14 protein-coding genes are annotated in these 26,559 nt (G+C 62.1%); 8 read left to right on the top strand and 6 right to left on the bottom strand.

All coding sequences use genetic code 11. The features are described 5' to 3' along the window. Window positions 1–44: 44 nt before the first annotated feature. Window positions 45–3,998, bottom strand: coding sequence for a type III effector 1 (locus D8U71_RS02810; protein ID WP_130887115.1), 3,954 nt, complete (start codon window positions 3,996–3,998; stop codon window positions 45–47). 194 nt (window positions 3,999–4,192) lie between these two features. Between D8U71_RS02810 and prmA the strand changes: the two genes are divergently transcribed. From prmA to D8U71_RS02850, 8 genes are all read left to right on the top strand, one after another. Then, window positions 4,193–5,071 (top strand): 50S ribosomal protein L11 methyltransferase, encoded by an 879-nt coding sequence (prmA, locus tag D8U71_RS02815; RefSeq protein WP_123443898.1) that lies wholly within the window; start codon window positions 4,193–4,195, stop codon window positions 5,069–5,071. Window positions 5,072–5,101: 30 nt separating this feature from the next. After that, a complete protein-coding gene (locus tag D8U71_RS02820; RefSeq protein WP_130887116.1) occupies window positions 5,102–6,361 on the top strand; it encodes a DUF3426 domain-containing protein in 1,260 nt (419 codons plus the stop codon). A 184-nt stretch (window positions 6,362–6,545) separates the two neighbouring features. Then, the gene (dusB, locus tag D8U71_RS02825) at window positions 6,546–7,556 is read left to right on the top strand and encodes a tRNA dihydrouridine synthase DusB (protein ID WP_016771866.1); all 1,011 of its coding nucleotides are present in this window, start codon (window positions 6,546–6,548) and stop codon (window positions 7,554–7,556) included. Then, the gene (gene fis / locus D8U71_RS02830; RefSeq protein ID WP_002555375.1) at window positions 7,553–7,873 is read left to right on the top strand and encodes a DNA-binding transcriptional regulator Fis; all 321 of its coding nucleotides are present in this window, start codon (window positions 7,553–7,555) and stop codon (window positions 7,871–7,873) included. Before dusB ends, fis begins: the two co-directional genes overlap by 4 nt. 83 nt (window positions 7,874–7,956) lie before the next feature. Then, window positions 7,957–9,564, top strand: a complete 1,608-nt coding sequence (gene purH / locus D8U71_RS02835; protein WP_122748076.1) for a bifunctional phosphoribosylaminoimidazolecarboxamide formyltransferase/IMP cyclohydrolase — start codon at window positions 7,957–7,959, stop codon at window positions 9,562–9,564. Window positions 9,565–9,712: 148 nt separating this feature from the next. Further along, window positions 9,713–11,008: a phosphoribosylamine--glycine ligase gene (gene purD / locus D8U71_RS02840; protein WP_073471778.1), complete on the top strand. Its 1,296-nt coding sequence runs from the start codon at window positions 9,713–9,715 to the stop codon at window positions 11,006–11,008. Between the two features lie 99 nt (window positions 11,009–11,107). Further along, window positions 11,108–13,885 (top strand): hybrid sensor histidine kinase/response regulator, encoded by a 2,778-nt coding sequence (locus tag D8U71_RS02845; RefSeq protein ID WP_038861141.1) that lies wholly within the window; start codon window positions 11,108–11,110, stop codon window positions 13,883–13,885. 62 nt (window positions 13,886–13,947) lie between these two features. Then, window positions 13,948–14,544, top strand: a complete 597-nt coding sequence (locus D8U71_RS02850; protein ID WP_016771870.1) for a MarC family protein — start codon at window positions 13,948–13,950, stop codon at window positions 14,542–14,544. Window positions 14,545–14,621: 77 nt separating this feature from the next. On the opposite strand, the gene D8U71_RS02855 is transcribed toward D8U71_RS02850, so the two are convergent. From D8U71_RS02855 to cobG, 5 genes are all read right to left on the bottom strand, one after another. After that, window positions 14,622–21,728, bottom strand: a complete 7,107-nt coding sequence (locus tag D8U71_RS02855; RefSeq protein WP_130887117.1) for a TcdA/TcdB pore-forming domain-containing protein — start codon at window positions 21,726–21,728, stop codon at window positions 14,622–14,624. Window positions 21,729–22,096: 368 nt separating this feature from the next. Next, window positions 22,097–23,797: a precorrin-3B C(17)-methyltransferase gene (cobJ, locus tag D8U71_RS02860; RefSeq protein ID WP_130887118.1), complete on the bottom strand. Its 1,701-nt coding sequence runs from the start codon at window positions 23,795–23,797 to the stop codon at window positions 22,097–22,099. Continuing rightward, window positions 23,797–24,528: a precorrin-2 C(20)-methyltransferase gene (locus D8U71_RS02865; RefSeq protein ID WP_051600374.1), complete on the bottom strand. Its 732-nt coding sequence runs from the start codon at window positions 24,526–24,528 to the stop codon at window positions 23,797–23,799. Before D8U71_RS02865 ends, cobJ begins: the two co-directional genes overlap by 1 nt. After that, window positions 24,528–25,154 (bottom strand): precorrin-8X methylmutase, encoded by a 627-nt coding sequence (locus D8U71_RS02870; RefSeq protein WP_024011415.1) that lies wholly within the window; start codon window positions 25,152–25,154, stop codon window positions 24,528–24,530. The genes D8U71_RS02865 and D8U71_RS02870 overlap by 1 nt, the downstream gene beginning before the upstream one ends. Continuing rightward, the gene (cobG, locus tag D8U71_RS02875; RefSeq protein WP_130887119.1) at window positions 25,147–26,445 is read right to left on the bottom strand and encodes a precorrin-3B synthase; all 1,299 of its coding nucleotides are present in this window, start codon (window positions 26,443–26,445) and stop codon (window positions 25,147–25,149) included. The genes D8U71_RS02870 and cobG overlap by 8 nt, the downstream gene beginning before the upstream one ends. Between the last annotated feature and the right edge of the window lie 114 nt (window positions 26,446–26,559).

Below are 26,559 nucleotides of genomic sequence, written 5' to 3' on the forward strand. Positions count from 1 at the left end.
CCGATCCCTGCGGATCGGGTTTTTTTATGCCTGCAACAAACCCATCAGAGCATTACCGTGGAGAACGCCTGCTGCTCGACCATTGCGGCAGATGCCCGCAGGCCGGCATCATCGACCACCGCTCCTGCGGCGTTTTCATGTAACGGCCTGCGGGTGAACCGTCTCGTAAAGTGTCGGGCACGTACCGAGAGCCCGTCCTTGGCATAGCTCGATCTGGCGATAAGCGGGTCGTACAGCCTGCCAATCTGACCAGAGGAATGCTTGAACACTCTCGAGACTCCATTGTTCAGATTCAGCACCACGCCATAGCTGTTGCCCAGGCACGACGAGTACGACCAGTAATCCCAGGTCGGCTGCAGGCCCTGTTCGCGCAACACGCGCCTGACCGGACCGCCGATGTCAGCACCCGCCGACAGCCAGTCGCCACCTACCAGCGTGGCGCGAATGTTCTGCGGTGCGCCCCCCAGACGCTCCAGCACCTGCGTGACACTTCGCTCGATCAACGGGCGAATATTGTGATCAAAATGAATGACCGCCCCCACCCTTGTCGTCGGGTTATACAGCGAGGCGATGACGCAACTCTGCGCATTCAACGAAAACAGATAGTTATCTGGCGATCCGGGACGAAAATGCGCCACCACCGCTTCGCCCTGCAGCGCGCCGCGGTTCAGCACGGGCTTGACACCTCCAGGAAAAGCATCATTCAAATCGCTCACGCGCCCAAGGTTGCGCACGTTGCCACCCGTGAGCCCGACCCTGGCGTGTGTCCACTTGCCCCCCGGAGCAAGCCGAATCGGTTGCTGATAGATGGCGGTCGGGCGACGGGCATCGACCAGGCTCAGCCCACCGAAATGCGGATTTTCCCTGACCAGGAAATACTTGCCCTTGTTGCGAATGTAATAGGCCGGTTGCGGCTGCGCAGCGCTGGGCGGACTGCGCCATGTGCCGAAAAAGACGCCTTCTTCGGTCACCCTTTGCAAACGCTCGGGCGCCTTGCTGACGGCCTGCCTGGCATGGAAGCGTACTTCCCGGATCGCCGGCAGTGCTTCCCTGCGCAGCGGAGCCACGGTGTTCAGACGCTCTGACAACAACGAGGCCGGCCGCGTGGTGTGCTTCAGACTTCTGGCCGCACCGCCCAGCCACTTGATCGCACTGCCGGCGCCGACCATAGCGAACAACGCGCCCCACGACGCCTCCAGCCAGTGGCCGAGCGCGCCATCGACGTCACCCTCCAGATGCGCAGCGACCGCCTGACCGGCGCTGACGGCGATGAACACGACATCGAGCAGCAAGGCAAACGGAGGGAACACCATGCAAAACGGTGCAGCTGCAAACATCAGCCCCTTGACCACTTGGCGTTCGATCATTTGCGCGCGGCTGGTGGTGATGTCCTGCACATCCGTGACCGCGCGCTCGATGTACGCGTTGAACTCGCTGCGCGCGTCAATCAGGCGCTGCGCTTCGTACAGCGTATCGACGCGTTGTTTTTTTGCCGCAATCGCATACAGGGTGCGCGACACGATGCTGCGCGCGGCAACCGGCGTACGCGCCATCAAGTAGTCATGCAAAGCGCCGGCGATGTCGCCGAACAGTGACTGATACGCACGCACCACAATGCCGTCGGGCGCATCAGGCGTGTACAGCCACCAGGACGGCTCGGGGTTGAACGAGGTCAGAACATAAACCCCGAGCACGACGTGATGGCGCACGGTGAACCTGAACACGCCGTCACTTTCAACCATGCTCGCGCCCGGAAAATGCGTATCCGGCGCTGGCACCTGGCTCAACAGAGAGACCTGACGGACCAGCGCTGAATACACCGCGTCGCTCAATCGCGCCTGACTTCTGGCCACGCGTAAATCACGGTCCATCTTTGACGGCAATACGTTGCGGTAGGCAAAGCGACGCGGTTCGTAGGCAGCATCACGCGGGTCGAGATATTTGCCACGGATCTCGCTGGCGTATTTTTCACCCAGCCACGCCCGGCGCAGATACAGCGCCAGATCGGCGCTGCGCACCTGGCTCAGATCCTGGCCGACCGACGATCGCACGCCTTTTTTCGGATGTTCAATGCCGGAGTTGTCATCGTAGCCGTGAATGGCCAGGTCGAGCAGCGTGGCTACCTGCTGCTTCCTGCGGTCAGCGACGCCAGGGTTGTAATCGATCAACACAGTGGCCGGATCTACCGGTTCCAGCACGTTCTTGCTGCGCATATAGGGCGTGATCGCTGCGGCAACCGTGCGCCTGGCGAAATCGACAAAAACCTCGAAACCGCCCAGCAGCTCGTTGAACACCTGCTGATGCACGATCAGTTCCTGATTGAGGCTGCTGATGCGCCGGCGAGCCTCGAGCCCGAGCGTCGTGTACCAGCGCAGCGAGTTGTCCTGCTCGACCCGCTGCAGGTTGTTTGCCAGGCCCATTTTTGCAGCGGCTTCGACGCATTCGGTGAACGGCAGGGGCGCTCGGCGAAGGTCACTCTGCATGCCCCAGAGAGCGGGGCTGGCCGCAGCGGCCAACAGATAATCCCGTGCAGGGTGATGTGCAGCCGGCGAAAGCTGCTGCAACAGATACTCACGACCGGATTCGCTCTGCGTCCAGCTCCATACTTCGCCGGTCAACGCCGCGATCGAAGGCAACCGGACCCACTCCTGACCGTCCGGCTTGTTGGGCGCGTACAGCACCAGGTTATTCACCGTTTGCTCATTCTCTGCCTGGTAGAACACCAGAAGATCGGCGCATTGCATGCCGTTGGGCAGTGTCAATGCGGCCACTTGCAACGGTTTCTTTGTGGTTTGCCCAGACCACATCTGCTCCAGATGCTTATGGTCGGAATCCGACAGATGAGCTGCGCAGCGCGCGACGAATGCGCTCTGCCTGAGCCGTACGGCAAACCAGTCGACAAGGGCCTTTTGCACTTCCGTGCGCTGGTACTGCTCGGCGAGGGCTCGCAGGTAGTCCGCCGGATAATCCTGTTCCGCCAGCATCTCGGCAACGAATGTCGGCTTCAGTGACTGGTTGCGCAAGGGCGCAGGACTGCTGATCTCCAGGACCGCTGCGAAGTCCTGCCCGATCGGCCCGCATGCCAGCAGATCACTGAGGCTGCGATTGTGGGTCGGCTCACCGACCGCCGAGCGCCATCTGAGCATCACGTCGATCCGGTCTGGTTCAACCGTCATGTCGAGCTTGAGCTGAATGTATTCGATGGCCTGCTGGCGGGCAAAGTCGCGCAACGAGCCGTAGCCCAGCAGCAGGTCATCGAGTGCTGCCTGGGCCAGTGAGGTCTGCTCCTGATAATCACGCAACAAGGCGCGATCCGGCTCCTTCAGCGCCTTCATCCATGACGGCAGTTGCGCAAAGGAATGCGCCTCGAGAATCTTTTTCTCTGCACCGGTTGCCAGGGCGGTCAATCGGTACCGACGCGTGCTGCGGGCCTGCACCCGGTCGATTTTGCTGCGCAATTGATCCAGTGTCAGGCCCGCCAGTTGGTCACGGCGCAACAGCAACTCGATGTCCTTGATATAGCGCCGCAGCTTGCGTTTGATCAGGCGATCGAACAACGCCTCCCGCCCTTTTGTCGCCCAATGTTCTCGCAGGTATTTCTTGTACTGGTCGAGAAAGTGCAACGAAACGCTATCCACCGTCCGGATCACATGCTCATGACGGCTGGACGGCAAACCGGGATCGGCGCCCCCAGGCCAGCGAAATGGCGCGTCCTGGAGCGCCAGGAACATGACTGGCCGGCCGTCGATAAGCTTTTGCAGAATGGCGTCAAGCAGGGCAACCACAAAGCCCGGGGCGAAATGGCCGTCCGGGTAATGCCTGCGCAGTTCAGTCAATGCGAAATGCTCCAGCGCCTCGAGCAACGTCATCTGGCTGTTCAAGCGCTTGTCGATCATCACCTGCCAGCGCGTGATGCGCAGGAGGATCTCCTGCACCGACCCCGTAGACGCAGCGGCTATCGGTGGTTTTTCTTCTACAGTCCCTTGTTGATCCGCCATGTCGTCCAGCCTTTTGTCGCGTAGAGATGAGCGCTCACTCTATTTGCCGACAAAAGTGCTCAGGCCATACATATGTATATCGCGGCCGCGAATGTGTAACAGCCAAGCGGTGTGTCCACTTTGCCGGCGACCTGGCGTAAACTGCGCGCTTTTGCAGCTTCGGGCTGCCCCACAGATTTTCAAAGGTGCCCGCCATGCCTTGGCTGCAAGTCCGTCTCGCCATCACCCCGGAACAAGCCGAAACCTACGAGGACGCATTCCTCGAAGTCGGCGCCGTGTCGGTGACTTTCATGGACGCCGAAGACCAGCCGATCTTCGAACCGGAACTCAACACCACGCCGCTGTGGTCGCACACCCACTTGCTGGCGCTGTTCGAAGGCGGTACCGAACCGGAACCGGTGCTGGCCCATCTGGAATTGCTGACCGGCAGCCCGTTGCCCGAACATCACAGCGAAGTGATCGAAGATCAGGACTGGGAACGCAGCTGGATGGACGGCTTCGAGCCGATGCGTTTCGGCCAGCGCCTGTGGATCGTGCCGAGCTGGCACGCCGCACCCGAGCCTGACGCAGTCAATCTGCTGCTGGACCCGGGCCTGGCGTTCGGCACCGGCACCCACCCGACCACCGCACTGTGCCTGGAATGGCTCGACGGCCAGGATCTGAAAGACTGCCACGTGCTCGATTTCGGCTGTGGCTCGGGAATTCTGGCGATTGCCGCCCTGCTGCTCGGCGCCAAGGAAGCCGTGGGCACCGACATCGACGTGCAAGCGCTGGAAGCCTCGCGCGACAACGCCGGGCGCAACAACATTGCCGATGAGCTGCTCCCGCTGTACCTGCCCGAGGATCTGCCGCAGGTTCCGGCCGACGTGCTGGTGGCCAATATTCTCGCCGGCCCGCTGGTGTCGCTGGCGCCGCAGCTGTCCAGCCTGGTCAAGAGCGGTGGGCGTTTGGCGCTGTCGGGCATTCTCGCCGAGCAGGGCGAAGAAGTAGCGGCAGCTTATGCGCAGGACTTCGAGCTCGACCCGATCGCCAATCGCGATGGCTGGGTGCGCATCACCGGGCGTCGGCGCTAAAATGACCGCTTGCCTGAACCGGATCGCCGCATGACCGACAGTTTCGTCACCCAATGCCCGCATTGCCAGACCAGTTTCCGCGTCAACCATGCTCAGTTGAGCGTGGCGCGCGGCGTGGTTCGTTGCGGCTCCTGCCTGCAAGTGTTCAATGCCGCCAAGCAGCTGCTCGAGCAACATTCTGGCAAGGACACGGTGACGCCGGTCGCACCAGCGCTGCCTGAAACGCCCGCGCCTGTCAGCGATTCTGCGGTCGTCGAACAGATCCCCGCACCGCGTGCCATCAGCCAGAAGCAATGGAGCGCGTCGGAACTGGATCTGGACAGCCTCGATCTGGACGAAGAACTCGCCCGCCTCGAACAGCGTGAAATCCAGCCGGCCGCCGAATTCGGCCGTACCCGCGAAGAATCCTTGAGCGCCCGGCGCGACAGCTCGGAACCGGACGAAGGCACATGGCCCGACAGCCTGTTCAGCGAGCCTGCCGATGAGCGCAGCGCAGCGCCGGATGTCGAACCAGATATAGACGGCGTCGAAACCCTCGAACCCGAGCGCACCGAACCCTCGTTATCACTGGAACCGGTGGATCTGGATGACGAGCCGCCGATCCCGCAACTGCGCCTGCACGATCCGATTGACCCGGCCGCCCGCCGCGAACGCTTCTCGGCCAGCGACGACAGCGATGACGACGATCTGCCATTGATCACTTCGCCGCGCAAAAAACGCGAACGGGCCGAGCCCGGCGTGCGCGCCGAGGTCCTGCAGGATCTGACCGACGACCCGCTGCAACTGGACTGGCAGCAACGCCGCTCGCCCTGGGGCCGGCGCCTGCTCTGGCTGGTGCTGGTGGTATTGGCCGCCGCCGGCCTTGCCGCTCAGTACGTTGCCTATCACTTCGAGGAACTGGCGCGGCAGGATCAATACCGACCGTGGTTCCAGCAGATCTGCCCGCAGATCGGCTGCACCGTGCCGTCCAAGGTCGATATCGGCAAAATCAAGAGCAGCAACCTGGTGGTGCGCAGCCATCCCGAGTTCAGCGGGGCACTGGTGGTCGATGCGATCATTTACAACCGAGCGACGTTTTCCCAGCCGTTCCCCTTGCTCGAACTGCGCTTCGCCGACCTCAACGGTCATTTGATCGCCAGTCGTCGCTTCAAAGCCGGCGAGTACCTGAGCGGCGATCTCGAGGGCCTCGCGGAAATGCCGCCGCAGACGCCGATCCACATCGCCCTGGATATTCTCGATCCGGGGCCGAAAGCGGTGAATTACAGCCTGAACTTCCACTCACCGGAATGAACCGCTTCAGCGTTTCCCGATTGACGGCATTTTTCTGACTGATCGCAGCCGACCAAACCGTTGGCGATAACAGAATAACTGTTCAGATTTTGTTCAATTCAGCCTTTAACCAGTCATCGAGAGCGGGTATCATGCCCACCCTTTTTCGAACTCTCATGATCCGGCCCCACTTCAGGGAAGTCCTATGTCGGCGGTACGCATCGGCCCATATACATTGCAGAACGGTTTGATTCTCGCCCCGATGGCGGGCGTCACCGACCAGCCCTTTCGTCAGCTGTGCAAGCGTCTGGGCGCAGGGCTTGTAGTCTCGGAAATGGTCACCAGCGACATGAGCCTGTGGAATACCCGCAAGTCGCGCATGCGCATGATCCACGAAGGCGATCCCGAGCCGCGCTCGGTGCAGATCGCCGGTGGCGACGCGCAGATGCTGGCCGATGCGGCACGGGCCAACGTCGAGTTGGGCGCACAGATTATCGATATCAACATGGGTTGCCCGGCAAAGAAGGTCTGCAACAAGGCCGCCGGCTCCGCGTTGCTGAAAGACGAAGCACTGGTGACCGAGATCCTGCAGGCCGTAGTGGCCGCGGTTGATGTGCCGGTCACCCTGAAGATCCGCACCGGCTGGGATCGCGAGAACAAGAACGGTCTGAACGTGGCGAAGATCGCCGAACAGGCCGGGATCACAGCGCTGGCCGTACATGGCCGTACGCGCGCCGATCTGTACACAGGGGAAGCCGAGTACGACACGATTGCCGCGATCAAGCAGGCGGTGTCGATCCCGGTGTTTGCCAATGGCGATATCGATTCGCCGGAAAAGGCCCGATACGTGCTTGATGCCACCGGTGCCGATGGCCTGCTGATAGGCCGGGCCGCTCAAGGGCGGCCATGGATTTTTCGCGAGATCGATCACTTCCTGCGCACCGGCGAGAAATTGCCCGCGCCGGAACTGAGCGAAGTGGAACGCATCCTGCTGGAGCATCTGGCTGCCCTTCACGCCTTCTATGGCGACGTGATGGGCGTGCGCATTGCCCGCAAGCATGTGGGCTGGTATCTCGCAACCTTGCCGGGCGCCAGGGAGTTTCGCGCCCGTTTCAATCGTTTGGATGGTACGGAAACACAATGCGCCGACGTTCGGGAGTTCTTCGCCGAGCGTTACAAGAGCCTGACAGGGGACGAAGAAGGGGTGGCCGCATGACGATGATGACCGAGACTTTAGTGAGTGGAACAACACCCGTGAGCGACAACGTGAATTTGAAACAGCACCTCAACACGCCGAGCGAAGAAGGCCAGACCCTTCGCGGGAGTGTCGAGAAGGCGCTGCACAATTATTTCGCCCACCTTGAGGGCGCGTCCGTCACGGATGTGTACAACCTGGTGCTGTCCGAAGTCGAGGCGCCCCTGCTCGAAAGCGTGATGAACTACGTCAAGGGCAACCAGACCAAGGCCAGTGAGCTGCTGGGACTGAACCGCGGCACGCTGCGCAAGAAACTCAAGCAGTACGATCTGCTGTAAGCATTCAATCAAACCAGAAAGGCGCCCGCGTAAAAAACGGTCGCCTTTTTTGCTGACTTCCTTTGCTTTTGATGGAAATTGAGATGACCGACCAGACTACCCGCCTGCCGATCCGCCGCGCCTTGATCAGCGTTTCCGACAAGACCGGGATCCTCGAATTCGCCAAGGAGCTCGAAGCTCTGGGCGTCGAGATCCTCTCCACCGGCGGAACGTTCAAGCTGCTGCGTGACAACGGCGTTGCCGCAGTGGAAGTCGCGGATTACACCGGTTTCGCCGAGATGATGGACGGTCGGGTGAAAACCCTGCACCCGAAAATCCACGGCGGCATCCTCGGTCGTCGCGGTACTGACGACGCGATCATGAACGAGCACGGCATCAAGCCGATCGATCTGGTAGCGGTCAACCTGTACCCGTTCGAAGCGACCATCAACAAGCCAGGCTGCGACCTGCCGACCGCCATCGAGAACATCGACATCGGCGGGCCGACCATGGTCCGTTCGGCAGCGAAAAACCATAAAGACGTGGCCATCGTGGTGAATGCCAGCGATTACGCCAACGTCCTGGAAAACCTCAAGGCCGGCGGCCTGACCTACGCTCAGCGTTTTGACCTTATGCTCAAGGCCTTCGAACACACCGCCGCCTACGACGGCATGATCGCCAACTACATGGGCACCGTGAACCAGGCCGCTGAAACCTTGAGCACTGAAGGTCGCAGCGAATTCCCGCGCACCTTCAACAGCCAGTTCATCAAGGCTCAGGAAATGCGCTACGGCGAGAACCCGCACCAGAGCGCGGCGTTCTACGTGGAAGCCAAGCCTGCCGAAGTCGGCATCGCCACCGCGACCCAGCTGCAAGGCAAAGAACTGTCGTACAACAATGTCGCCGACACCGACGCGGCGCTGGAATGCGTGAAGAGCTTCGTCAAGCCAGCCTGCGTGATCGTCAAGCACGCCAACCCGTGCGGCGTGGCGGTCAGCCCGGACGCTGAAGGCGGCATCCGTCAGGCTTACGAACTGGCCTACGCCACCGACACCGAGTCGGCGTTCGGCGGCATCATCGCCTTCAACCGTGAACTGGATGCCGAGACCGCCAAAGCGATCGTCGAGCGCCAGTTCGTTGAAGTGATCATCGCCCCATCGGTCAGCGAAGAAGCCCGCGCCATCGTGGCCGCGAAAGCCAACGTACGCCTGCTGGCCTGCGGCGAGTGGTCGGCTGACCGCGCCGCTGCCTGGGACTACAAACGCGTCAACGGTGGCCTGCTGGTGCAGAGCCGCGATATCGGCATGATCAGCGCCGACGACCTGAAAGTGGTGACCAAACGCGCGCCGACCGAACAGGAAATCCACGACCTGATCTTCGCCTGGAAAGTCGCCAAGTACGTCAAATCCAACGCCATCGTCTACGCCAAGAATCGCCAGACCATCGGTGTCGGCGCCGGCCAGATGAGCCGCGTCAACTCGGCCCGCATCGCCGCGATCAAGGCTGAGCACGCCGGTTTGCAGGTCGCCGGTTCGGTCATGGCGTCCGACGCATTCTTCCCGTTCCGCGACGGCCTCGACAACGCGGCCAAGGTTGGCATCACTGCGGTGATCCAGCCGGGCGGTTCGATGCGTGACAACGAAGTGATTGCTGCTGCTGATGAAGCCGGCATCGCGATGGTATTCACCGGCATGCGCCACTTCCGTCACTGATTATTTTGCTTGATCGTACCCCTCTGCGTGGGCACGCAGCCCGGGACGCTCCGCGTCCCTCGGACGCGGAGCGTCCGTAGAGGCATTCCCACGCGGAGCGTGGGAACGATCAGCCCCCACAGAATTAGCGTCATTCGAGGTTTTTGAAATGAATGTTTTGATCATTGGCAGCGGTGGCCGTGAACACGCTCTGGCCTGGAAAGTGGCTCAGGATCCGCGTGTGCAGAAGGTTTTCGTTGCACCGGGCAACGCTGGCACCGCTATTGAAGCCAAGTGCGAGAACGTCGCCATCGACGTGCTGGCGCTGGAGCAACTGGCTGACTTCGCCGAGAAAAACGTTTCCCTGACCATCGTCGGCCCGGAAGTGCCGCTGGTGGCTGGCGTGGTCGATCTGTTCCGCTCCCGTGGCCTGGACTGCTTCGGTCCGACCGCCGGTGCTGCGCAACTGGAAGGCTCGAAAGCCTTCACCAAGGATTTCCTCGCGCGCCATAAGATCCCGACCGCCGATTACCAGAACTTCACCGAGATCGAGCCAGCCCTGGCTTATCTGCGTGAGAAAGGCGCGCCGATCGTGATCAAGGCCGATGGCCTGGCTGCCGGCAAAGGCGTGATCGTCGCCATGACCCTGGCCGAAGCCGAAGACGCCGTGCGTGACATGCTCGCCGGCAACTCGTTTGGCGACGCCGGTTCGCGTGTGGTGATCGAAGAATTCCTCGACGGCGAAGAAGCCTCGTTCATCGTCATGGTCGACGGCAAGAACGTGCTGCCGATGGCCACCAGCCAGGACCACAAACGCGTCGGCGACGGCGACAGCGGCCCGAACACCGGTGGCATGGGTGCCTACTCCCCTGCCCCGGTGGTCACCGCCGACGTGCATCAGCGCGTGATGGATCAGGTGATCTGGCCGACCGTGCGCGGCATGGCCGACGAAGGCAACGTCTACACTGGTTTCCTCTATGCCGGTCTGATGATCGACAAGGCCGGTAATCCGAAGGTTATCGAGTTCAACTGCCGCTTCGGCGATCCGGAAACCCAACCGGTGATGCTGCGTCTGCAATCGAGCCTGGTGCTGCTGGTTGAAGCCGCATTGGCGCAAGCGCTGGACAAGATCGAAGCACAGTGGGATCCGCGTCCGAGCGTTGGCATCGTGCTGGCTGCTGGCGGCTACCCGGGCGACTACGCCAAAGGCGCAGCGATCAACGGTCTGGACGCGGCGGCCGCTCTGGAAGGCAAAGTCTTCCACGCCGGCACCGCGCTGAAAGACGGACAGGTCGTTACTGCCGGTGGTCGTGTACTGTGTGCCACTGCCATGGGCGCCACCGTCGGCGAAGCTCAGCAGCAGGCCTACAAACTGGCCGCTGCCATCGACTGGGAAGGCTGCTTCTACCGCAAGGACATCGGCTACCGCGCCATTGCCCGTGAACGCGGCGAAACCCAGGAGTAAGCGATCCATCAGGCCCGGCGCGGGATGCCATTCCTCGCCGGGCTGTTCGGTCGTCGCGCATCGTTATATTCTGGCATCAACCTACGAAGGGATTTCGCCGTGCGCTGGCTCAGGATTGCCATAAGCTTCACCGTCACGCTGATGACCTTGCTCTGCATGCTCCCGGCCCAGGCCGCGCAAGGCAGTGGCTGGTCGGTATTGCTTGACGATCAGGGCATCCTGCAACTGAGCGACATCCGCTCCGCTCGCTACACCAATCAATTCAGTCCCATCGAGCTCGACCGCCTGACCGCGGCCGAACCCGACGGCGCCCTGTGGCTGCGCTTCAAACTGGCGCCGGGCAAGCACGAACAAGTGCTGCGCATCTTTGCCCCCGACCTGTCCCAACTCAATCTCTACGTGCTCGACGGCGACCGGCTGATCGAGCAACGCAATACCGGCAACGAACGGCCCCAGGCCGAACATCCGTTGCCGAGCAGCGATTTCATGCTGCCGCTGCCCCAGGCTGACAAGCCGCTGGACGTCTACGTACGCATGGTTTCGGGCCATCAGCTGCGCCCGCACATCACTCTGCAAGCGGCAATCGAAGGCGCCGCCGATCAGAAGCAGACGCTGATTTTCGGCCTGCTGTTCGGCTGCCTCGCCATGCTCCTGCTGCACAACCTGGTGCGCTACGCCTACTCGCGCTCGCGCAGCAGTCTGTGGCTGGCGATCTGTGAGGGCCTGCTGGGGCTGAGCCTGTTCCTGTTGCTCAACCTTGCCGGTCCGTGGCTGCCGAACTGGCAAGCCATTCAGACGCCGGGCGCTTATCTGGCATTGCTGCTGACGGCTCCAGCCGGGTTGATGTTCGCCCTGCGCTTCTTTGCGCCACTGGGCCAGCACGCGCTGAACAAACTGCTGTGGGGCGACATTCTGTTGATCGTCACGTGCAGCCTGTTGCTGCTGTTCGTCAACACCTTGCCGCTGAACATCATCACCTACGCCCTGGTCGCACTGGCCGGCCTGAGCATGTTGCTGGTGGGCTTCTATCACTGGCAAAAAGGCTATCGCCCGGCGCGTCTGTTCGTCGCCGCCATGGTCGTGTTCAACATCGGCACGCTGGTTATCCTGCCGGCGCTGCTCGGCCTGACGCTGGTCACGCCGCAAGGCCTGATCATGACGCTGATGGTGTTCATCTGCATCAGCGGCCTGCTGATGAGCATTGCCTTGGGCGAGCGACAGCGCAGCATCACCGAAAGCCGTTTCAGCATCAGCCGCGACCTGGCGGCAAGCAACGCCGAAATCAACGCCAAAGCCGAATTCCTCGCCAAGATCAGCCACGAAATCCGCACACCGATGAACGGTGTACTGGGCATGACCGAGCTGCTGCTGGGCACGCCGCTGTCGGTCAAGCAACGCGATTACGTGCAAACCATCCACAGCGCCGGCAACGAACTGCTGACGCTGATCAACGAGATCCTCGACATCTCCAAGCTCGAATCCGGGCAGATCGAACTCGATGACGTGCAGTTCGACCTCAACGCCTTGATAGATGATTGCCTGAGCATCTACCGGGCCAAGGCCGAGCAACAGAACGTCGAGCTGATCAGCTTCATCCAGCCGCAAGTGCCACGGGTAATCAGCGGCGATCCGACGCGCCTGCGCCAGACCTTGCTGAGCCTGCTGGAAAACGCCCTGAAGAAAACCGAAGAAGGCGAGGTGCTGATCGTCGTTGCATTGGACGAGCGCAGCAGCAAACCGCGCCTGCGCATTGCTGTGCAGGACAGCGGCGTGCCGATGGAGCCGGAAGAGCGCGAAGCACTGTTGCACGCCGAATTGCACAGCAAGCACTTCCTCTCGGCCAATCGCCTGGGCGGCAATCTCGGCCTGGTGATTGCGCGCCAACTGATTCGTCTGATGCAAGGCGAGTTCGGCATCAAGAGCGGCGCCACCCAGGGCAGCACCTTGTGGCTGACCTTGCCGCTGGACCCGGATCGCCTCGAACATCCGACGTCCGATCTGGACAGCCCGCTGCAGGGCGCACGGGTGCTGGTAGTCGACGATAACGACACCTGCCGCAAAGTGCTGGTACAGCAATGCAGCGCCTGGGGCCTGAATGTCAGCGCCGTGCCGTCGGGCAAGGAAGCGCTGGCGCTGCTGCGCACCAAGGCGCACCTGCGCGATTACTTCGACGTGGTCCTGCTCGACCAGAACATGCCCGGCATGACCGGCATGCAACTGGCAGCGAAGATCAAGGAAGACCCGAGCCTGAACCACGACATTCTGCTGATCATGCTCACCGGCATCAGCAACGCGCCGAGCAAGATCATTGCGCGCAATTCGGGGATCAAACGGATTCTGGCCAAACCGGTGGCCGGTTATACGCTCAAGACCACGCTGGCGGACGAACTCAATCAGCGCAACAAGGGCCAGGTGGTGTTCCAGCCGCAAGTCGTTACGGCGGCCACAGCGGCCAAGGTGCCGAGCGACTTCCGCATCCTCGTCGCCGAAGACAACACCATTTCCACCAAAGTGATCCGTGGCATGCTCGGCAAGCTCAATCTGCAACCGGACACCGCGAGCAATGGCGAAGAAGCGCTGCAAGCGATGAAGGCCCAGCGTTACGACCTGGTGCTGATGGACTGCGAAATGCCGATCCTCGATGGCTTCTCCGCGACGCAGCAACTGCGCGCCTGGGAAGTCAGCAATCAGCGCATCCGCACACCGATCGTCGCCCTCACCGCGCACATTCTCGCCGAACATAAAGAACGCGCCCGCCAGGCCGGCATGGACGGGCACATGTCCAAACCGGTGGAGCTGTCGCAACTGCGTGAACTGATCGAGCATTGGGTCGCCGAACGCGATCAGCAGAACCGGGCCACGACCCAGCCGTCGTAAACCGACAGATTGTCCGGTGCCTGATAGACTCCCCCCGACTCCATCGCCAGTGAGCTTGCATCATGCTCCATGTGTTGTTCAGCGTTTATCTGAAGATGCTGGTGCTCTACAGCCCGTTCTTCGTGTTGTCCTGCTTTATCAGCCTGACCCGTGGCTATTCGCGCAAGGAACAGCGGCGTCTGGCGTGGAAGGTCGCCCTCGCCACACTGATTTCCAGTGTGCTGCTGTATTTGTTCGGGCGGGTGATTTTCGATGTCTTCGGCATCACCGTGGACGCCTTCCGCATCGGTGCCGGCAGCGTGTTGTTCATTTCGGCGCTGGGCATGGCCCAGGGCAAACCGGCGGTGCAGGCCGACAATGTGCAGCAGGACGTGACCATCGTGCCGCTGACCATTCCGCTGACGGTCGGCCCCGGCACGATCGGCGCCTTGCTGGTGATGGGCGTCAGCCAGCCGCACTGGGACGACAAGCTCACCGCAATCATGAGTATCGCCCTGGCCAGTTTTACTGTCGGAGTGGTGCTGTATCTGTCCAATCGCATCGAGCGGATTCTCGGCGATCAGGGCTTGCAGATTGTCAGCCGCTTGATGGGATTGTTTGTTTGCGCACTGGCGGCGCAAATCATCTTTACCGGTGTGAAAGGCTATCTGGTGCCTTGAGTGTTGTTGCCGCGCAACCGCCACAACAAACGCCGCGTACGGTCACCGTTCGCGGCGTTTTGTTGTGCATGGCGGCCTCAGCGCAGCGCTGCGATCACCGCTGTCAGGCTGACCGTTGCCTCGACACCGCACGCAGTGGCGAAGGCTTGCAGCCCTTGAGCCAGCGTCAAGGTATGTGGCCGCCCGGCGATGGGCAGCATCAGTAGCAGTGGGCGTTGTCCATCGAAATTGCGCACGATCAGACTGTGTCCGGAGTCCGGATCGGTCAGCACCACATCGCCATCGACCCGTGACATCCACCAATGCTCGCACTCGTCCAGATCCAGATCCAGCAGGCAAGGTTCTGCCGTTTCAGCATCCGAAGCCTGTCGCCCATCGACCACGATGCAGTCCAGGCGCTGGAAGGACGCTTGCGACAGCCGATAACCCGAGGTCTGCGCACCGTAAGCCAGCAGCAGCCTGGCGACGCCTTCGGGCAGCAATGGCTCGATCTCTGTCATGTCATCACCCACCTCGAGCGCCAGGACTTCGGCGTCGCGCTGGGCATAACTGCCGGGCAGCCAGACGCCGTCGTTCGGGCCGGCGCTGAAAATCAACTGGTCGACCGGGTCGAACAGCATCGGCTGCTTCGACCCGCGCGTACCGAGAAATGCCGACCACTGCCCGTCGCTGCGCCCGGCCAGATCGAACAGCCGATCAAGTTGCGGCAGGTAATACAGATAGCGTCCGGTTGCACTTGCCACTTGTATGACAGGCGCGTGGGCATGCCCGTGCAACAATGCTCGCAGGCGTGCACGTAACTGTTCATCGCTCTGCCCCGGCACATGAGACCAGCGATTTTCCACGCCAACGATCATTGCCGGCTGCTTATCCAGCAATTGCAGATGCACCCCGTCGAGGGTCTGCGCGACCAGCCTTTCACCCTGGCGTCGCACCTCAGCAAAAGTCCATGACGTCCAGACCTTTTCAGGCCTGCCGAGCGCCTGCGATTTCAGCAAGCGATGGTCCTCGGCAAACACTCCCCGCAGTGCTTTGGTCGCCATCAGCGGCTGGCGATAAAGTTGTCCGGTGTTGATTTCAAGCAACCAGACCGCGCTGTTATCCGGGGTCAGACCGAGCAGCGCCAGCTCCTTGCCCTGACCGATATCGGCCACAGCGATTCTGCCATCGACACACCATGCCGCCAGGAAAGCCTGACCTGCCACATCACGTAAACCGAAGATCGGCAACGGCAGCAACGGCGCTTTCGTGGCCAGCGCGGGCAATGCGCTCAACCAATCGGGATGTCGCTGCAGCCAACGCGGCCCGACACCGGCGAACCGCAGAATCGACGGCTTATCGGCCTGATCGAGCCACGCCTCATCGCTTCTGTGGGCAAGGGAAGGTACCCCGTACTGAAACACAATCGCGTCGTCGATCGCTGCCGCTGCCGGCACGTCGACGATATCGATTTCGAACAGTCGGCCGTCGTCCTTGGTGGCGATGAAACGCTGATTGGTCTGAGTGACCTCCACCACATCGTGTTCGATCACCACATTCTGCCAATGACCGGCACGGGGTTCGATGCCGCGGCTGATCGTCCGCTCCTGCGGGCTATAGAACAGCACCGCGTTGTTTTCCGCGCTGGACGGCACCAGCATCAACAAGTCCTCGGGCCAGGACCGGTCCTGCCCGGCCTGAATGCACTTGCCCGTCGCCTTGTTCAGCCAGGCCCGGTCGCGCCGACGCAACCCGGCATAGCCTTCCACGACAATGAACGGAGCATAAGACCAGCCGCTGCTGCTGGCGGCCGTATCTGGCGATTCGCGCCTGAACGGGGCATCGATTTGTCGAAGCGCTTCGCGCGGTTCGAAGCGATAATCCTCTGCCGCGAAAGTGATCTTGCAAGCCGTCAGCTCCACATCCCGACCGGTGATCCGATACTCGATGGTGGTGGTGCCATGCAACGCTTCTGCCGTCAGCTTCTGCGCAATCCGCAGCGCACCATCGGCTTGTTGTTGGCAGCCTGTGATGGTCGAACCTGTACGCGGATTTTTCAGTCGGTAGCGATGCTGGACAGTACCGGTCAGCACATCGACCCGCCACAGCGATGGATGATCGGGATGGTAGAACCACGCATGGCGGGCGCTGACGCCTGCCAGAACCACGCCCTCGTTGACCTCCTGCGGCAGGTTACGTGCGAACAGCACCCGGTCCCGCGCAGTGTCGTAATAGCCGGTGGTCACCAGTGGTTGGCCCGGCGAATTGAACGGCACTCTGAAGTTACGTAACGGCAAATACGCTGCGGTCAATTGCCCGCTGGTGACCTGAGCGCGCAGATAGCGCAGAACCGGCGCCGGGATGCCGCTGGCTGTCATGTCGGCGCTGCGCAGCTGATCCGCAGCTTCGTTTTCGTAGTCGAGAACAACACCGATCAGATGCAGGCTGAGGCCTGTCCAGTCGATCCGGAACAGCCCCTCGGCCAGCTCGATGACACCGTCGAAACGATTCAACATCACGCCATCGACCAGCATGTCAGGTGCGCTGTCGATGCTGTCCCGTGGCTTTTCCCGAAAGCTGACCTGTTCCACCCGGGCCCAGGACGCTTGCACCGTCCATGTCACCCGTTCCCAGCCCTGCGCTTGTTCGAAACTCACCGCCAGCAGGCCTGGCACCAATCGAATCCGGTATTGCCCCTGCGGCGCGGTGATCCGGTAGGCAATCTTCTCGCGCCACTCTGGTGGCAGGTCCGGAACCACCAGTTGGCTGACCTCAGCGCTCAACTGCACCTTGATCGTCGTGGCCATGAAGACCGGATGCAGCTTGTAAAGGATGTGTGGCGCAAACGGCGTGCTGAACAGGTAAAACACCCGGTTACCGAGCGCGTCATATTCCAGCTGATGTGCCAGACGGTCATGCAACCGCGGATAGCGGGTCGTGGAAAAAGGCACGGCCCCGGCGCTGCCGAGCTGATATTCGTAGCCGTAGTAACAGACGGGTGAACAGGGCAGCACCAGCGCCTCGGGCAAGGTCCCCCAGACGCTGCCGACAGCAGGCCGTTGAAAGGCTCTGGGGATGTTGATCGCGGCATGTCGCCTGGCTGGATCATCGTCGTACTGCGGCAGCTCCAGCGCACTGCCCTTGCAGGGGTAAAACTTCTGCCCCTCGAACGCCACCCTTCTGCTGTGCAGATCCACCTCGGTAATCACGGCCAGAGCGGGGAACTGCAAGACCGCGCCAGCGCGTTCGTAAGATTGCTGATAAGCGTCGTGAATCTGCGAGAGGTGCTCGCCGATGGCCGCAGCCTTGTCCATGATCTGCCCGAGATTGCTGGCAATCGCGGTCACCCCGATACCCACGCCCAGTAGCGGCACGGCCAGCGCTGCGGCGAACGCGCCCACCGTTCCGCCCGCTGCCAGGGCGACAAGATCCAGACCCAGCGCCGCCGTGTTGAACGCCAGGGACGTGGAGAACCGCGCTCGCTGCTCATGATTCTCTGCCTGCGTCAGGTTGTAGATGTCGAAGCCGATATTGGCCACGGAAAATGCCACACCAACGCCCGTGGCGGCCTGTCCTGCCAGGCGTGCGGCGAATGAGCCCTGCTGCAACGCCCGCTCGGCCGCTGCTGCCTGACGCACCAGTTGGACGATCTGCACAGCATCGCTGGCGACACCAAAGCCCAGCTGTGCATAACTGACGTACACCTGGATCTGCAGAGCAACGGTCAACGCCGGCACGGTATCGCCAGCGCGGTAATCGCGCTGGCGCATCTCACTGATCAGCGTCTGGATCGCAAAGGCAAAACTCAGCCGGCTGCCCCCGTCGTGGTCAGCCGTCTGCCCGGGCCTGGCCGCACCGCCCTGCACGAGTCGTTCGACGTATTGCCTGATTTTCTGAAAGCGCGAATCGCGGGTGATCACCGTCAGGGTGTTTTGCGCATTGCGCGGATCGATCAGGGTAATGCTGTGGCCGCCGTCGGCTTTGTTGCCGAGGGTATCGAGCAACGGCACGTAATCACGCGCCACCTTGTGCTCAAGGCGCAAGCGCTCGGTCGCCTGCTCGAACTCGCTGGCCCAGTAGCGTGCATCCAGTTGCGCGAGACTGGCGCCCAGTCGAGCGTTTTCGCCCAGAGATCGGGTGCGGGCCAACGCTTGCTTGTGCCAGATCGACGCTCCCTGCGGATCGGCCAGTGCAACGTTGTGCAGAAAACTGTCTACGCGCAGATCCGATGACAGCCTGCGTTTGGCGATCGCCGAGGTGTCCAGTTCGATCACGTTGAATGGCGCATTGGCCGCTTCGCCCAGACCATAAAGCTTCGCCAGCGCGTTATCGTCTGCGCTCAGATAATGCTCTACGCCACGCTGCAACTGCGCACCATCGGCAAACCCATAGAGAGCAAAGTTGGGGTCGTAGAAGCGATAGGCCGCGTGCTCACCGGTTCGCACTTTGGCCAGCAGCAGGGCGTGGTCGCCGGTGTCGAGCAGCAGCACCGCAGGTGCCGCACTGGCGTCAAGCGCGGCGATGATGCTGTCCATGCGCTGCACGCCGCGAGCGCTGCCGACCTCGCCGGTGGGCAAGGCGCGCAGTTCGTCCAGCGCACTGCGCAACGCCCGCGAGCCAAGTTCGTCAGGACTCGCGCTGGCGCTGGCGACATGCCCGACCAACGCCCGCTCCGCCGGCTCGCCAGCTGCAACGGCGGCGCCCATCAGCAGCACCAGCGGATAACAGCGACGCCCCGGGTCGCCTGCGTTGTGCTGCAACAGATCCTGCGGCAACTGCTTGACCGACACCGCGCCAGCCTTGAAAAAGACGTCACGCACCTGGCCGCTGCGCTGCAAGATCTGCGTGCGGAACTCCTGCCGGGCGCTGCGCTTGATCTGGCCGATACGCTCGCCCCACTGGCGCAGCGTCAGCGGCTCGGACATGGCTTGCACCTTGAGTTCGCGGGTCGTCGATGTGGCCGTCGGCAGACCGCGTTCCAGCCCGTTCTCGAACGCCGCCGAGCGGCGCTGGCGCACGGCTTTTTCAATCGCATCGTAGCGCGCGAAAGTGCCGTCGCGGTCGGTGGCGATGGCTAGGTCGCGCACCTGTTGCCAGGTATCGGCGAACCCGCCATCGTCCACGCTCGTCGCGCCGAAAATGCCGCCGAGCACGACCCGCATTGTGGGGCTCAGTTGCTCCAGCGGCAGCGTTCCGTGGGCGATGCGGCTGAACAGTTCGTTGAGATGGCTGACGGAATCCGCGCCACGGGAGGTCGGCACCACGACAGGTCCTTGCGCCAGCACCTGTTGGCGGGTGTCGAAGTCAATCACCACGGCTTGATCGAAGGTAACCTCCCCGCTCAACTTGTCTCGCATCGCTCGAATGAATGGCTCGCCGAGATCATCCATCAAACGTTGCAGCACCGCAGTCAACAGCACCGGTTTGCCTTCGACAACGGGCCAGCCGCGCTCGAAGGTCAGGCTTCGATCGCTGAGCAGGTCGGACAAGCGTCCGGCATAACGGGATTTGAGCTTGCCCTCGGCCCACCGGGCGTGTTCCATCTCCAGCCAGTCTTTTTCCGTGCCCCTGACGATCCAGCCGGAAATGGTTTCCTCTTCGGTATTGACGTTATAGCCCTCGCGCAGACGCTGTTGCGCCAGCACCTGACGAGTGAAAAACGGATCGCAATTGGCTTCGACATATTCATGCAATCCGGCGAGGGCCGCGCCGGGGCCGGTGAGCGTTACCGTTCCCCCCGCGTCATTACGAATGCCGTCCTGGTAATAGGTGACAACCGCTTTGAGCAATTGGTAGGCATAAGCTTCATTCCAGTTGGTGAAGTTCGACCTGACCAACATCTCTTCGATGACTGCCGCAGCGACCGTGGTCAAGGTTTCACTGTCGGCCCACCCGGATCCCGAGTTGGCCATGCGTCTTTCCACTTCCGCGAGCACGTCGTAATTAAGCCGAATGACTTGCATGATCGACAACGTCATGCCGCTGCCCGGCTGGGCGATGAAGTGTGCATTCATTTCTTCGTCGATTTGCAGCCCCATGCGAAAGCCGTTCTCGCCGGCCTCCACGGTTTGCGGCGGCACGAACAGTTCAAGCGGGTCCGGTTTGCTGCGAGCAAAATCCTCGAGAAGTTGTTTATGTTGTTCTGGGAGACTGCCGGTTCTGTCGGGGTAATGCTGCGGATCGCGTCCAGGCATCAACTGCGGGTTGTTGTTCAACAGAAGTTGCAGAACACCGATCTTTTGCGTCTGACTGTAATCGCTGATATCGACACCGCCCAACTTATCGAGCAGTGGCGGCAGATAATCCATGTCGGTATAACGCCCGCCTTCACGAAGTTCCGCCTGCAAGCGCACTACATCGCTCGCCGCAGCGAAATTGCCACGCATCGACACTTCGCGACGGTAGACGTCCGCCAGCAAGTCATCGGCAAAAGCGTGAGATACATCGCGTAATTGCAGATCCGCACCAACCATCGCCAGATGGCTGTCGAGGCAGCGCTGACGAAAAGCCTGCAGCGTCGCGCGGTCCTTGCCATAAGCACGCACCATCAGATCGATGCGCGCTTGATCGGCTCGCCCCTTCCACTTCGGCTGGCTGAGGTAGTCGAACATCTGCTGTTTCAACACCCGTGCGCGGTCTTCAATCATCGTCGCCAGTTGCCCGGCATGCTTGAGTGCAGCGCCACCGGACGCCATCGCATCAGCCCTGGCACTGTCGAGAATGACCCGGTTCATCTCGAAAGCCAGCAACGCATCGCTGTCGTACCAAAGGTTGAAGCGGTAACCCTCCGCCGCCATTACCTGGCGCCAGATATTCATGTAATCGCGCTGATTGACACCGACTTCGCTGCCGCCAACCCAAACGAAATGGATAACCTTCGGAACCGGCCGGATCAGCCCCGACAACATTTCCACGGTCGTCGAAAGCCGTGACAGATAACGTTGCAGCCCGCGCGCAATGTCATCGACAGCCACCGGGACAGGGGTTTTCTTGCGTTTGAGCAGCGCTGCAAGTTGCTCTTGAAACAGGCTCGCCAGGGTCAACAACGACACCGGATCGGTCGTTTGACTGGCTTGCTGGTAACAATCGTTCAGCGCTTGGTACTGCGCCGAGGCAGAGAACTCCCGTAACGCCTTGGAGATCACCGAATACTCTTGCGCAGATATGAACGCTCGCCCGAACGAATAATCGTTTTTCAAAGCCATTACACACTCCTTGTTTATTAAATGGCTCATTGACCGCGCACACTTTCGCGCCGCTGCAGAGCGGTAGATTGATTTGAACGACACTCGACAAGTGCTGTGAACACAGCACCCTAGTGGGCGAATACGCGCCACACAAACAACAAGGAATACAAAGCTTGTCCCCGGCAATATCTGATAACACCGGAGCAGTACGCTGTAACGGCAGCGAAATAATTAGCGGACCGGCGCGACCGTCAGGCATAAAAAATGGCCCTGCCCTGTGGGACATGACCATTGTTTATTGCTGGTGGAAAACAATTGAAACTTCAATCGGACTTACAACCGCTCAAACTTTCCCGTCGCTGAGAATTGCATGAGCGGAGGGTTTTTCAGGAAAGCGGTTTTTCACCATACCAACGCGGCGTGTACACCCATTCACCGCCCCCGGCACGGGCGAAGGTGCAGGTGGTCGAAGAGCCGATCAACACCATGGTGCGCATGTCCACCTGTTCCGGTGTCAATGCACCCAGGGTCGTGGTGCGCAGCGTCTGCCCCGGCCGGCCGATGTCCCGACCGAGCACCACCGGTGTTTCAGGCAAGCGGTGCTGCGCAACGATCTCCAGCGCCCGGCCCAACTGCCACGGGCGCGCCCGGGAAATCGGGTTGTAGAACGCCAGGGCCAGATCCGCTTCGGCGGCCAGATCCAGACGCTTTTCGATGATCGACCACGGCTTGAGGTTGTCCGACAGCGACATCACGCAGAAGTCGTGGCCCAGCGGCGCACCGGCCTGAGCCGCAGTGGCCAACGAGGCGGAAACGCCGGGGAGGACTTCCAGATCAACGCTGTGCCACGCCGGATCGTCCGATTCGTGCAGGGCTTCGAGCACCGCAGCGGCCATGGCGAATACCCCCGGGTCGCCCGAGGAGACCACGATCACCGAGCGGCCTTCGGCGGCGAGCCTGAAGGCATGGCGGGCACGCTGCATTTCTTCACGATTGTCGGTGCAGTGCTGCACCTGATCGTCGCGGAACGGGCCGGCCATGCGCACGTAGGTTTCGTAGCCAAGCACATCGGTGGCGCGGGCCAGTTCGGCTTTCACCGCTGGCACCATCAGTTCGGCGGCGCCGGGGCCAAGGCCAATGACCGCGAGGCGACCACGCGGGCGGCCGATCTGCGCGACGTCCAGCGGTTGCTCGGCAATCGCGATCGCCAGATGTTCTGCGCTGATCACCTTCGCCGCAGGCACTGCAACCCGGGCCAACGTCTGAAGATCGTTTTGCGCCGCGACGAAGCGCAGCGGCACGCCCAACTCGAGCGCAGCTTCGCGCAAAGTCGATGCGGCCATTTCAGCGTCTGCTGCCACCAGACACGCCAGTGCCGGCACGGCGACGCTGGCCTGTTGCAACGCAGTGCGAATGGCGTTCGGCAGATCCGCCACCTCAGCACTCACCGCCACCGCCACACTGCGCGGGTAGATCAGCAATTCATCGGCACTGGCCACCCGCTGCGCACTGCTCACATGAATCGACCGCTGCGCCTGCGGATCCTGCGGCAACTGCGCCTGATCCAGCCATGGCGCCGCGCCTTCGATGCGCACGCTGTGCCCGGCGAGCAGGTCGGAAACGAAGCGTTTGCCCGACTCCAGATCCGCCAGTGCATAGCCGCTCGGCGGATTGAGCAGGCAGGTGCCAAAGCGCAATTCGCCGCTGGTGGTGATCGCCGGCGCCACTTGCAACGCCGCCGCGATCTCCCGGGCCATGACATTGACCCCACCGAGGCCACCGAGCAACGGCACCACCGCGCTGCCGTCTTCGGCCACCGCCAGCACAGCGGGTTCGGCGCCTTTCTCCAGCAACAGCGGCGCCAGCGTGCGAATGACAATGCCGGCTGCGCACAAGGCAATGATCGGCGTGTCCTGCTGATACAACGCGCGCAGGGTCGCGCCGAATTGCTCATAGCGGCTGTCGGCGCCTTCGACCCGTCCGGCAAGGCCATGGACCTGCGCCGCCGGATAGACCTGCTGAATGCGCCGCGCCGTAGCGAGGCTGCCCTGGCCGAGAATGACGATGGCGGGAGTCGCTTGGCTCATCAACCTTGCCACCGTTCGCCCGGGACGATGATCAGCGAGAAGTACGGCGAGGACATCGGCTCGACCTGATCCATCGGCACGATCTTCTGGTTGGCCATGGTCGCGCGCTCGACATACAGCGCGCGCTCGGCGAGACCGAGTTCTTCCAGCACCTGACGCACCTTGGGAAAGTTGCGTCCCAGTTTCATGATCACCGCCGCATCGGCATCGGCCAGACGCCGCTTCAATTCTTCCTGGGGCAGCACGCCGGAAAGCACCGACAGGCTCTGATTGCGATACACCAGCGGCGCGCCGAGCACCGAAGCGCCGCCGAGCATCGAGCACACGCCGGGCACGACTTCGGCCTCATAACGGCTGGCGAGGCGGTCATGCAGGTACATGTAGGAGCCGTAGAAGAACGGGTCGCCTTCGCAGATCACCGCCACATCGCGGCCGGCATCCAGATGTTCGGCGACCGCCACAGCGGCTTCGTCGTAGAAATCGCTGATGACCTGTTCATAGGACAGCGGCGCCGGCAACGCCTCGGTGGTCACCGGATAGACCAGCGGCAGCAGATTCTGCGCCTCGACCAGATGCGCCTCGATGATGCCGAACGCATTGCCCTTCTTGCCCTTGGCCACGAAATACGCGACCACTGGCGATTCGCGCAGCAGGCGCAAGGCTTTGACGGTGATCAGTTCCGGATCACCGGGGCCGACACCGAGGCCGATCAGACGTCCTTTGGCCTCCATCATTCGATCTCCGTGGCGAGGGCATTGACGGCGGCGGCGGCCATGGCACTGCCGCCCAGGCGACCCTGCATGATCACGAACGGCACGCCGCGACTGTCGGCGGCCAGTGCCGCTTTCGACTCGGCAGCACCGACGAAGCCGACCGGGAAGCCAAGGATCAGTGCCGGTTTTGGCGCGCCGGCGTCGAGCATTTCCAACAAGTAGAACAGCGCGGTCGGTGCGTTGCCGATCACCACCACACTGCCCTCGAGGTGCGGGCGCCACAGCTCCAGCGCGGCGGCCGAGCGGGTGTTGCCCAGCTCACGGGCAAGCTCCGGCACGCTGTCGTCGCGCAAAGTGCAGATCACTTGGTTATTGGCCGGCAGGCGCGCGCGGGTCACGCCTTCGGAGACCATCCGCGCGTCGCAGAGAATCGGCGCACCGGCCGCCAGAGCATCGCGCCCGGCCTTGCCCGCGCCCTCGGAGAATTGCAGACCGTCGACGGCCTCGACCATGCCGCAGGCGTGGATCACCCGCACCGCCAGTTTCTCCAGATCGGCGGGAATGCGCGCCAGATTGGCCTCGCGGCGAATGATCGCGAAGGAGTTGCGATAGATCTCCTGACCGTCGCGGATGTAATCAAGCATCAAGGGGGCTCCGGGAGCGGGCGTCGAGCAGGGTCGCGACCGCTTCAATAGTAAGGTTGCAGGCGTGCAGCGTGCCGAATCCGGGCTGTGCTGCATCGCGAAAATAGAGGTCGTAATGACCGGGGGCGACGGCCAGCAGCGTGGCTGGCGCGCAATGGGCGGCGGCGCAGGAGCGCGAGCAGCCCGACAGGTGCACGCTGAGCCCTGCGGGCAGCAAAGGTGCCAGTTGCCGGGCATCCTGCTTGGTGTCGGCAAGGCCTTTGCCGCAGCCATCGGCGCCGGTGCAGGCGATCAGCCTTGTCAGCGGTTCGGCGTCGGTCGTCAGCAGGCCCAACGCCCGCAACTGCTCAAGCACGTTGTCGGTATCCGTGGCTTTCACGTTCGGCAGCAGCAGGCTCTGCCACGGCGTGAAGCGCAGACTGCCATCGCCAGACTGTCGGGCCAGTTGCGCCGCGCCACGCAGCATCGCCGGATCGAGACGGCCCAGTGGCGGCACCGCGACGACGTAGCAGCGGCCTTGCGTGTTCTGCTGATGAGCGCCGATGTGCAGCGCGTCTGCCGACGCCGGGCGCTGCCAATTGCTGATTGCCTTGAGCGATACGCGCTCGCGCAACGATTCCAGAAACGCGAGCCTGGGCAACTCATCGAGCAGATGGCGCATCCGTGTTTGCTCTGGCCGGGCCAGGTCGAGGAACAGTTCCAGCGCGGCGACCACCAGCGCATGAGCGTTGTCCTGAGTCACAGCGCCGAGAGGCCGATCGATTGGGCAACCGGCCAGACCGAATGCCCAGAGGACTTCGCCGTCACGCTCGAATGCCGACAGCCACAGATCGTGCGGATGTTCGAGCATCGCCAGCGCTTCGCCGCCATCGAGCTGCACGGCGAACTTGGCGCTCAACTCATGGAAGCGCGGATGGCTTTGCAAGGTGTCGAGGATTTGCCCTGCGAGCGAGCGCGTGTCGATCAGCATCTGCCGATCGATGCCGGCGGCCGGGCTGAGCATCAGATTGCGCACATCGTCGCCGGCAGCGTTCTTTGGCCCGAGGCCAGCGGCCAGCAAGCGCTCGATCAGCGCTGCCGATTGCGCACCGATGCCGCGAATCTGCAGATTGCCGCGATTGGTCGCTTCGATCGCACCGCTCGAAAACGCTTCGGCGGCAGCGGCCACCGCATCGGCCTGATCCGCGCTGATCGAACCGCCATCAAGCTTGATCCGGCAGATACCGCCGTCCAGTGCCTGGACGATACGCAGCAACCCCGGGCAGGCCGAGGGGCGTAAGGCAGTGGACATCGGGCGTTCGTTCAAGGGGCTGACCAGTTGTGTGGCAGAAGCGCTTCGCGGGCGAAGGCGCGGTATTATGCCTGCTTTGCCCACCGGTATGAAAAGTCTGCCCTCTGTCTCGAC

Source organism: Pseudomonas sp. Sample_21 (assembly GCF_004307525.1).
Classification (GTDB): domain Bacteria; phylum Pseudomonadota; class Gammaproteobacteria; order Pseudomonadales; family Pseudomonadaceae; genus Aquipseudomonas; species Aquipseudomonas atacamensis.

Excerpts from the sequence above, each read along its gene's own strand:
- D8U71_RS02810 (WP_130887115.1), bottom strand. The coding sequence starts at position 3,998 with ATGGCGGATCAACAAGGGACTGTAGAAGAAAAACCACCGATAGCCGCT.
- prmA (WP_123443898.1), top strand. The coding sequence starts at position 4,193 with ATGCCTTGGCTGCAAGTCCGTCTCGCCATCACCCCGGAACAAGCCGAA.
- fis (WP_002555375.1), top strand. The coding sequence starts at position 7,553 with ATGACGATGATGACCGAGACTTTAGTGAGTGGAACAACACCCGTGAGC.
- purH (WP_122748076.1), top strand. The coding sequence starts at position 7,957 with ATGACCGACCAGACTACCCGCCTGCCGATCCGCCGCGCCTTGATCAGC.
- dusB (WP_016771866.1), top strand. The coding sequence starts at position 6,546 with ATGTCGGCGGTACGCATCGGCCCATATACATTGCAGAACGGTTTGATT.
- D8U71_RS02855 (WP_130887117.1), bottom strand. The coding sequence starts at position 21,728 with ATGGCTTTGAAAAACGATTATTCGTTCGGGCGAGCGTTCATATCTGCG.
- D8U71_RS02870 (WP_024011415.1), bottom strand. The coding sequence starts at position 25,154 with ATGCTTGATTACATCCGCGACGGTCAGGAGATCTATCGCAACTCCTTC.
- D8U71_RS02820 (WP_130887116.1), top strand. The coding sequence starts at position 5,102 with ATGACCGACAGTTTCGTCACCCAATGCCCGCATTGCCAGACCAGTTTC.
- D8U71_RS02850 (WP_016771870.1), top strand. The coding sequence starts at position 13,948 with ATGCTCCATGTGTTGTTCAGCGTTTATCTGAAGATGCTGGTGCTCTAC.
- cobG (WP_130887119.1), bottom strand. The coding sequence starts at position 26,445 with ATGTCCACTGCCTTACGCCCCTCGGCCTGCCCGGGGTTGCTGCGTATC.
- D8U71_RS02865 (WP_051600374.1), bottom strand. The coding sequence starts at position 24,528 with ATGGAGGCCAAAGGACGTCTGATCGGCCTCGGTGTCGGCCCCGGTGAT.
- purD (WP_073471778.1), top strand. The coding sequence starts at position 9,713 with ATGAATGTTTTGATCATTGGCAGCGGTGGCCGTGAACACGCTCTGGCC.
- cobJ (WP_130887118.1), bottom strand. The coding sequence starts at position 23,797 with ATGAGCCAAGCGACTCCCGCCATCGTCATTCTCGGCCAGGGCAGCCTC.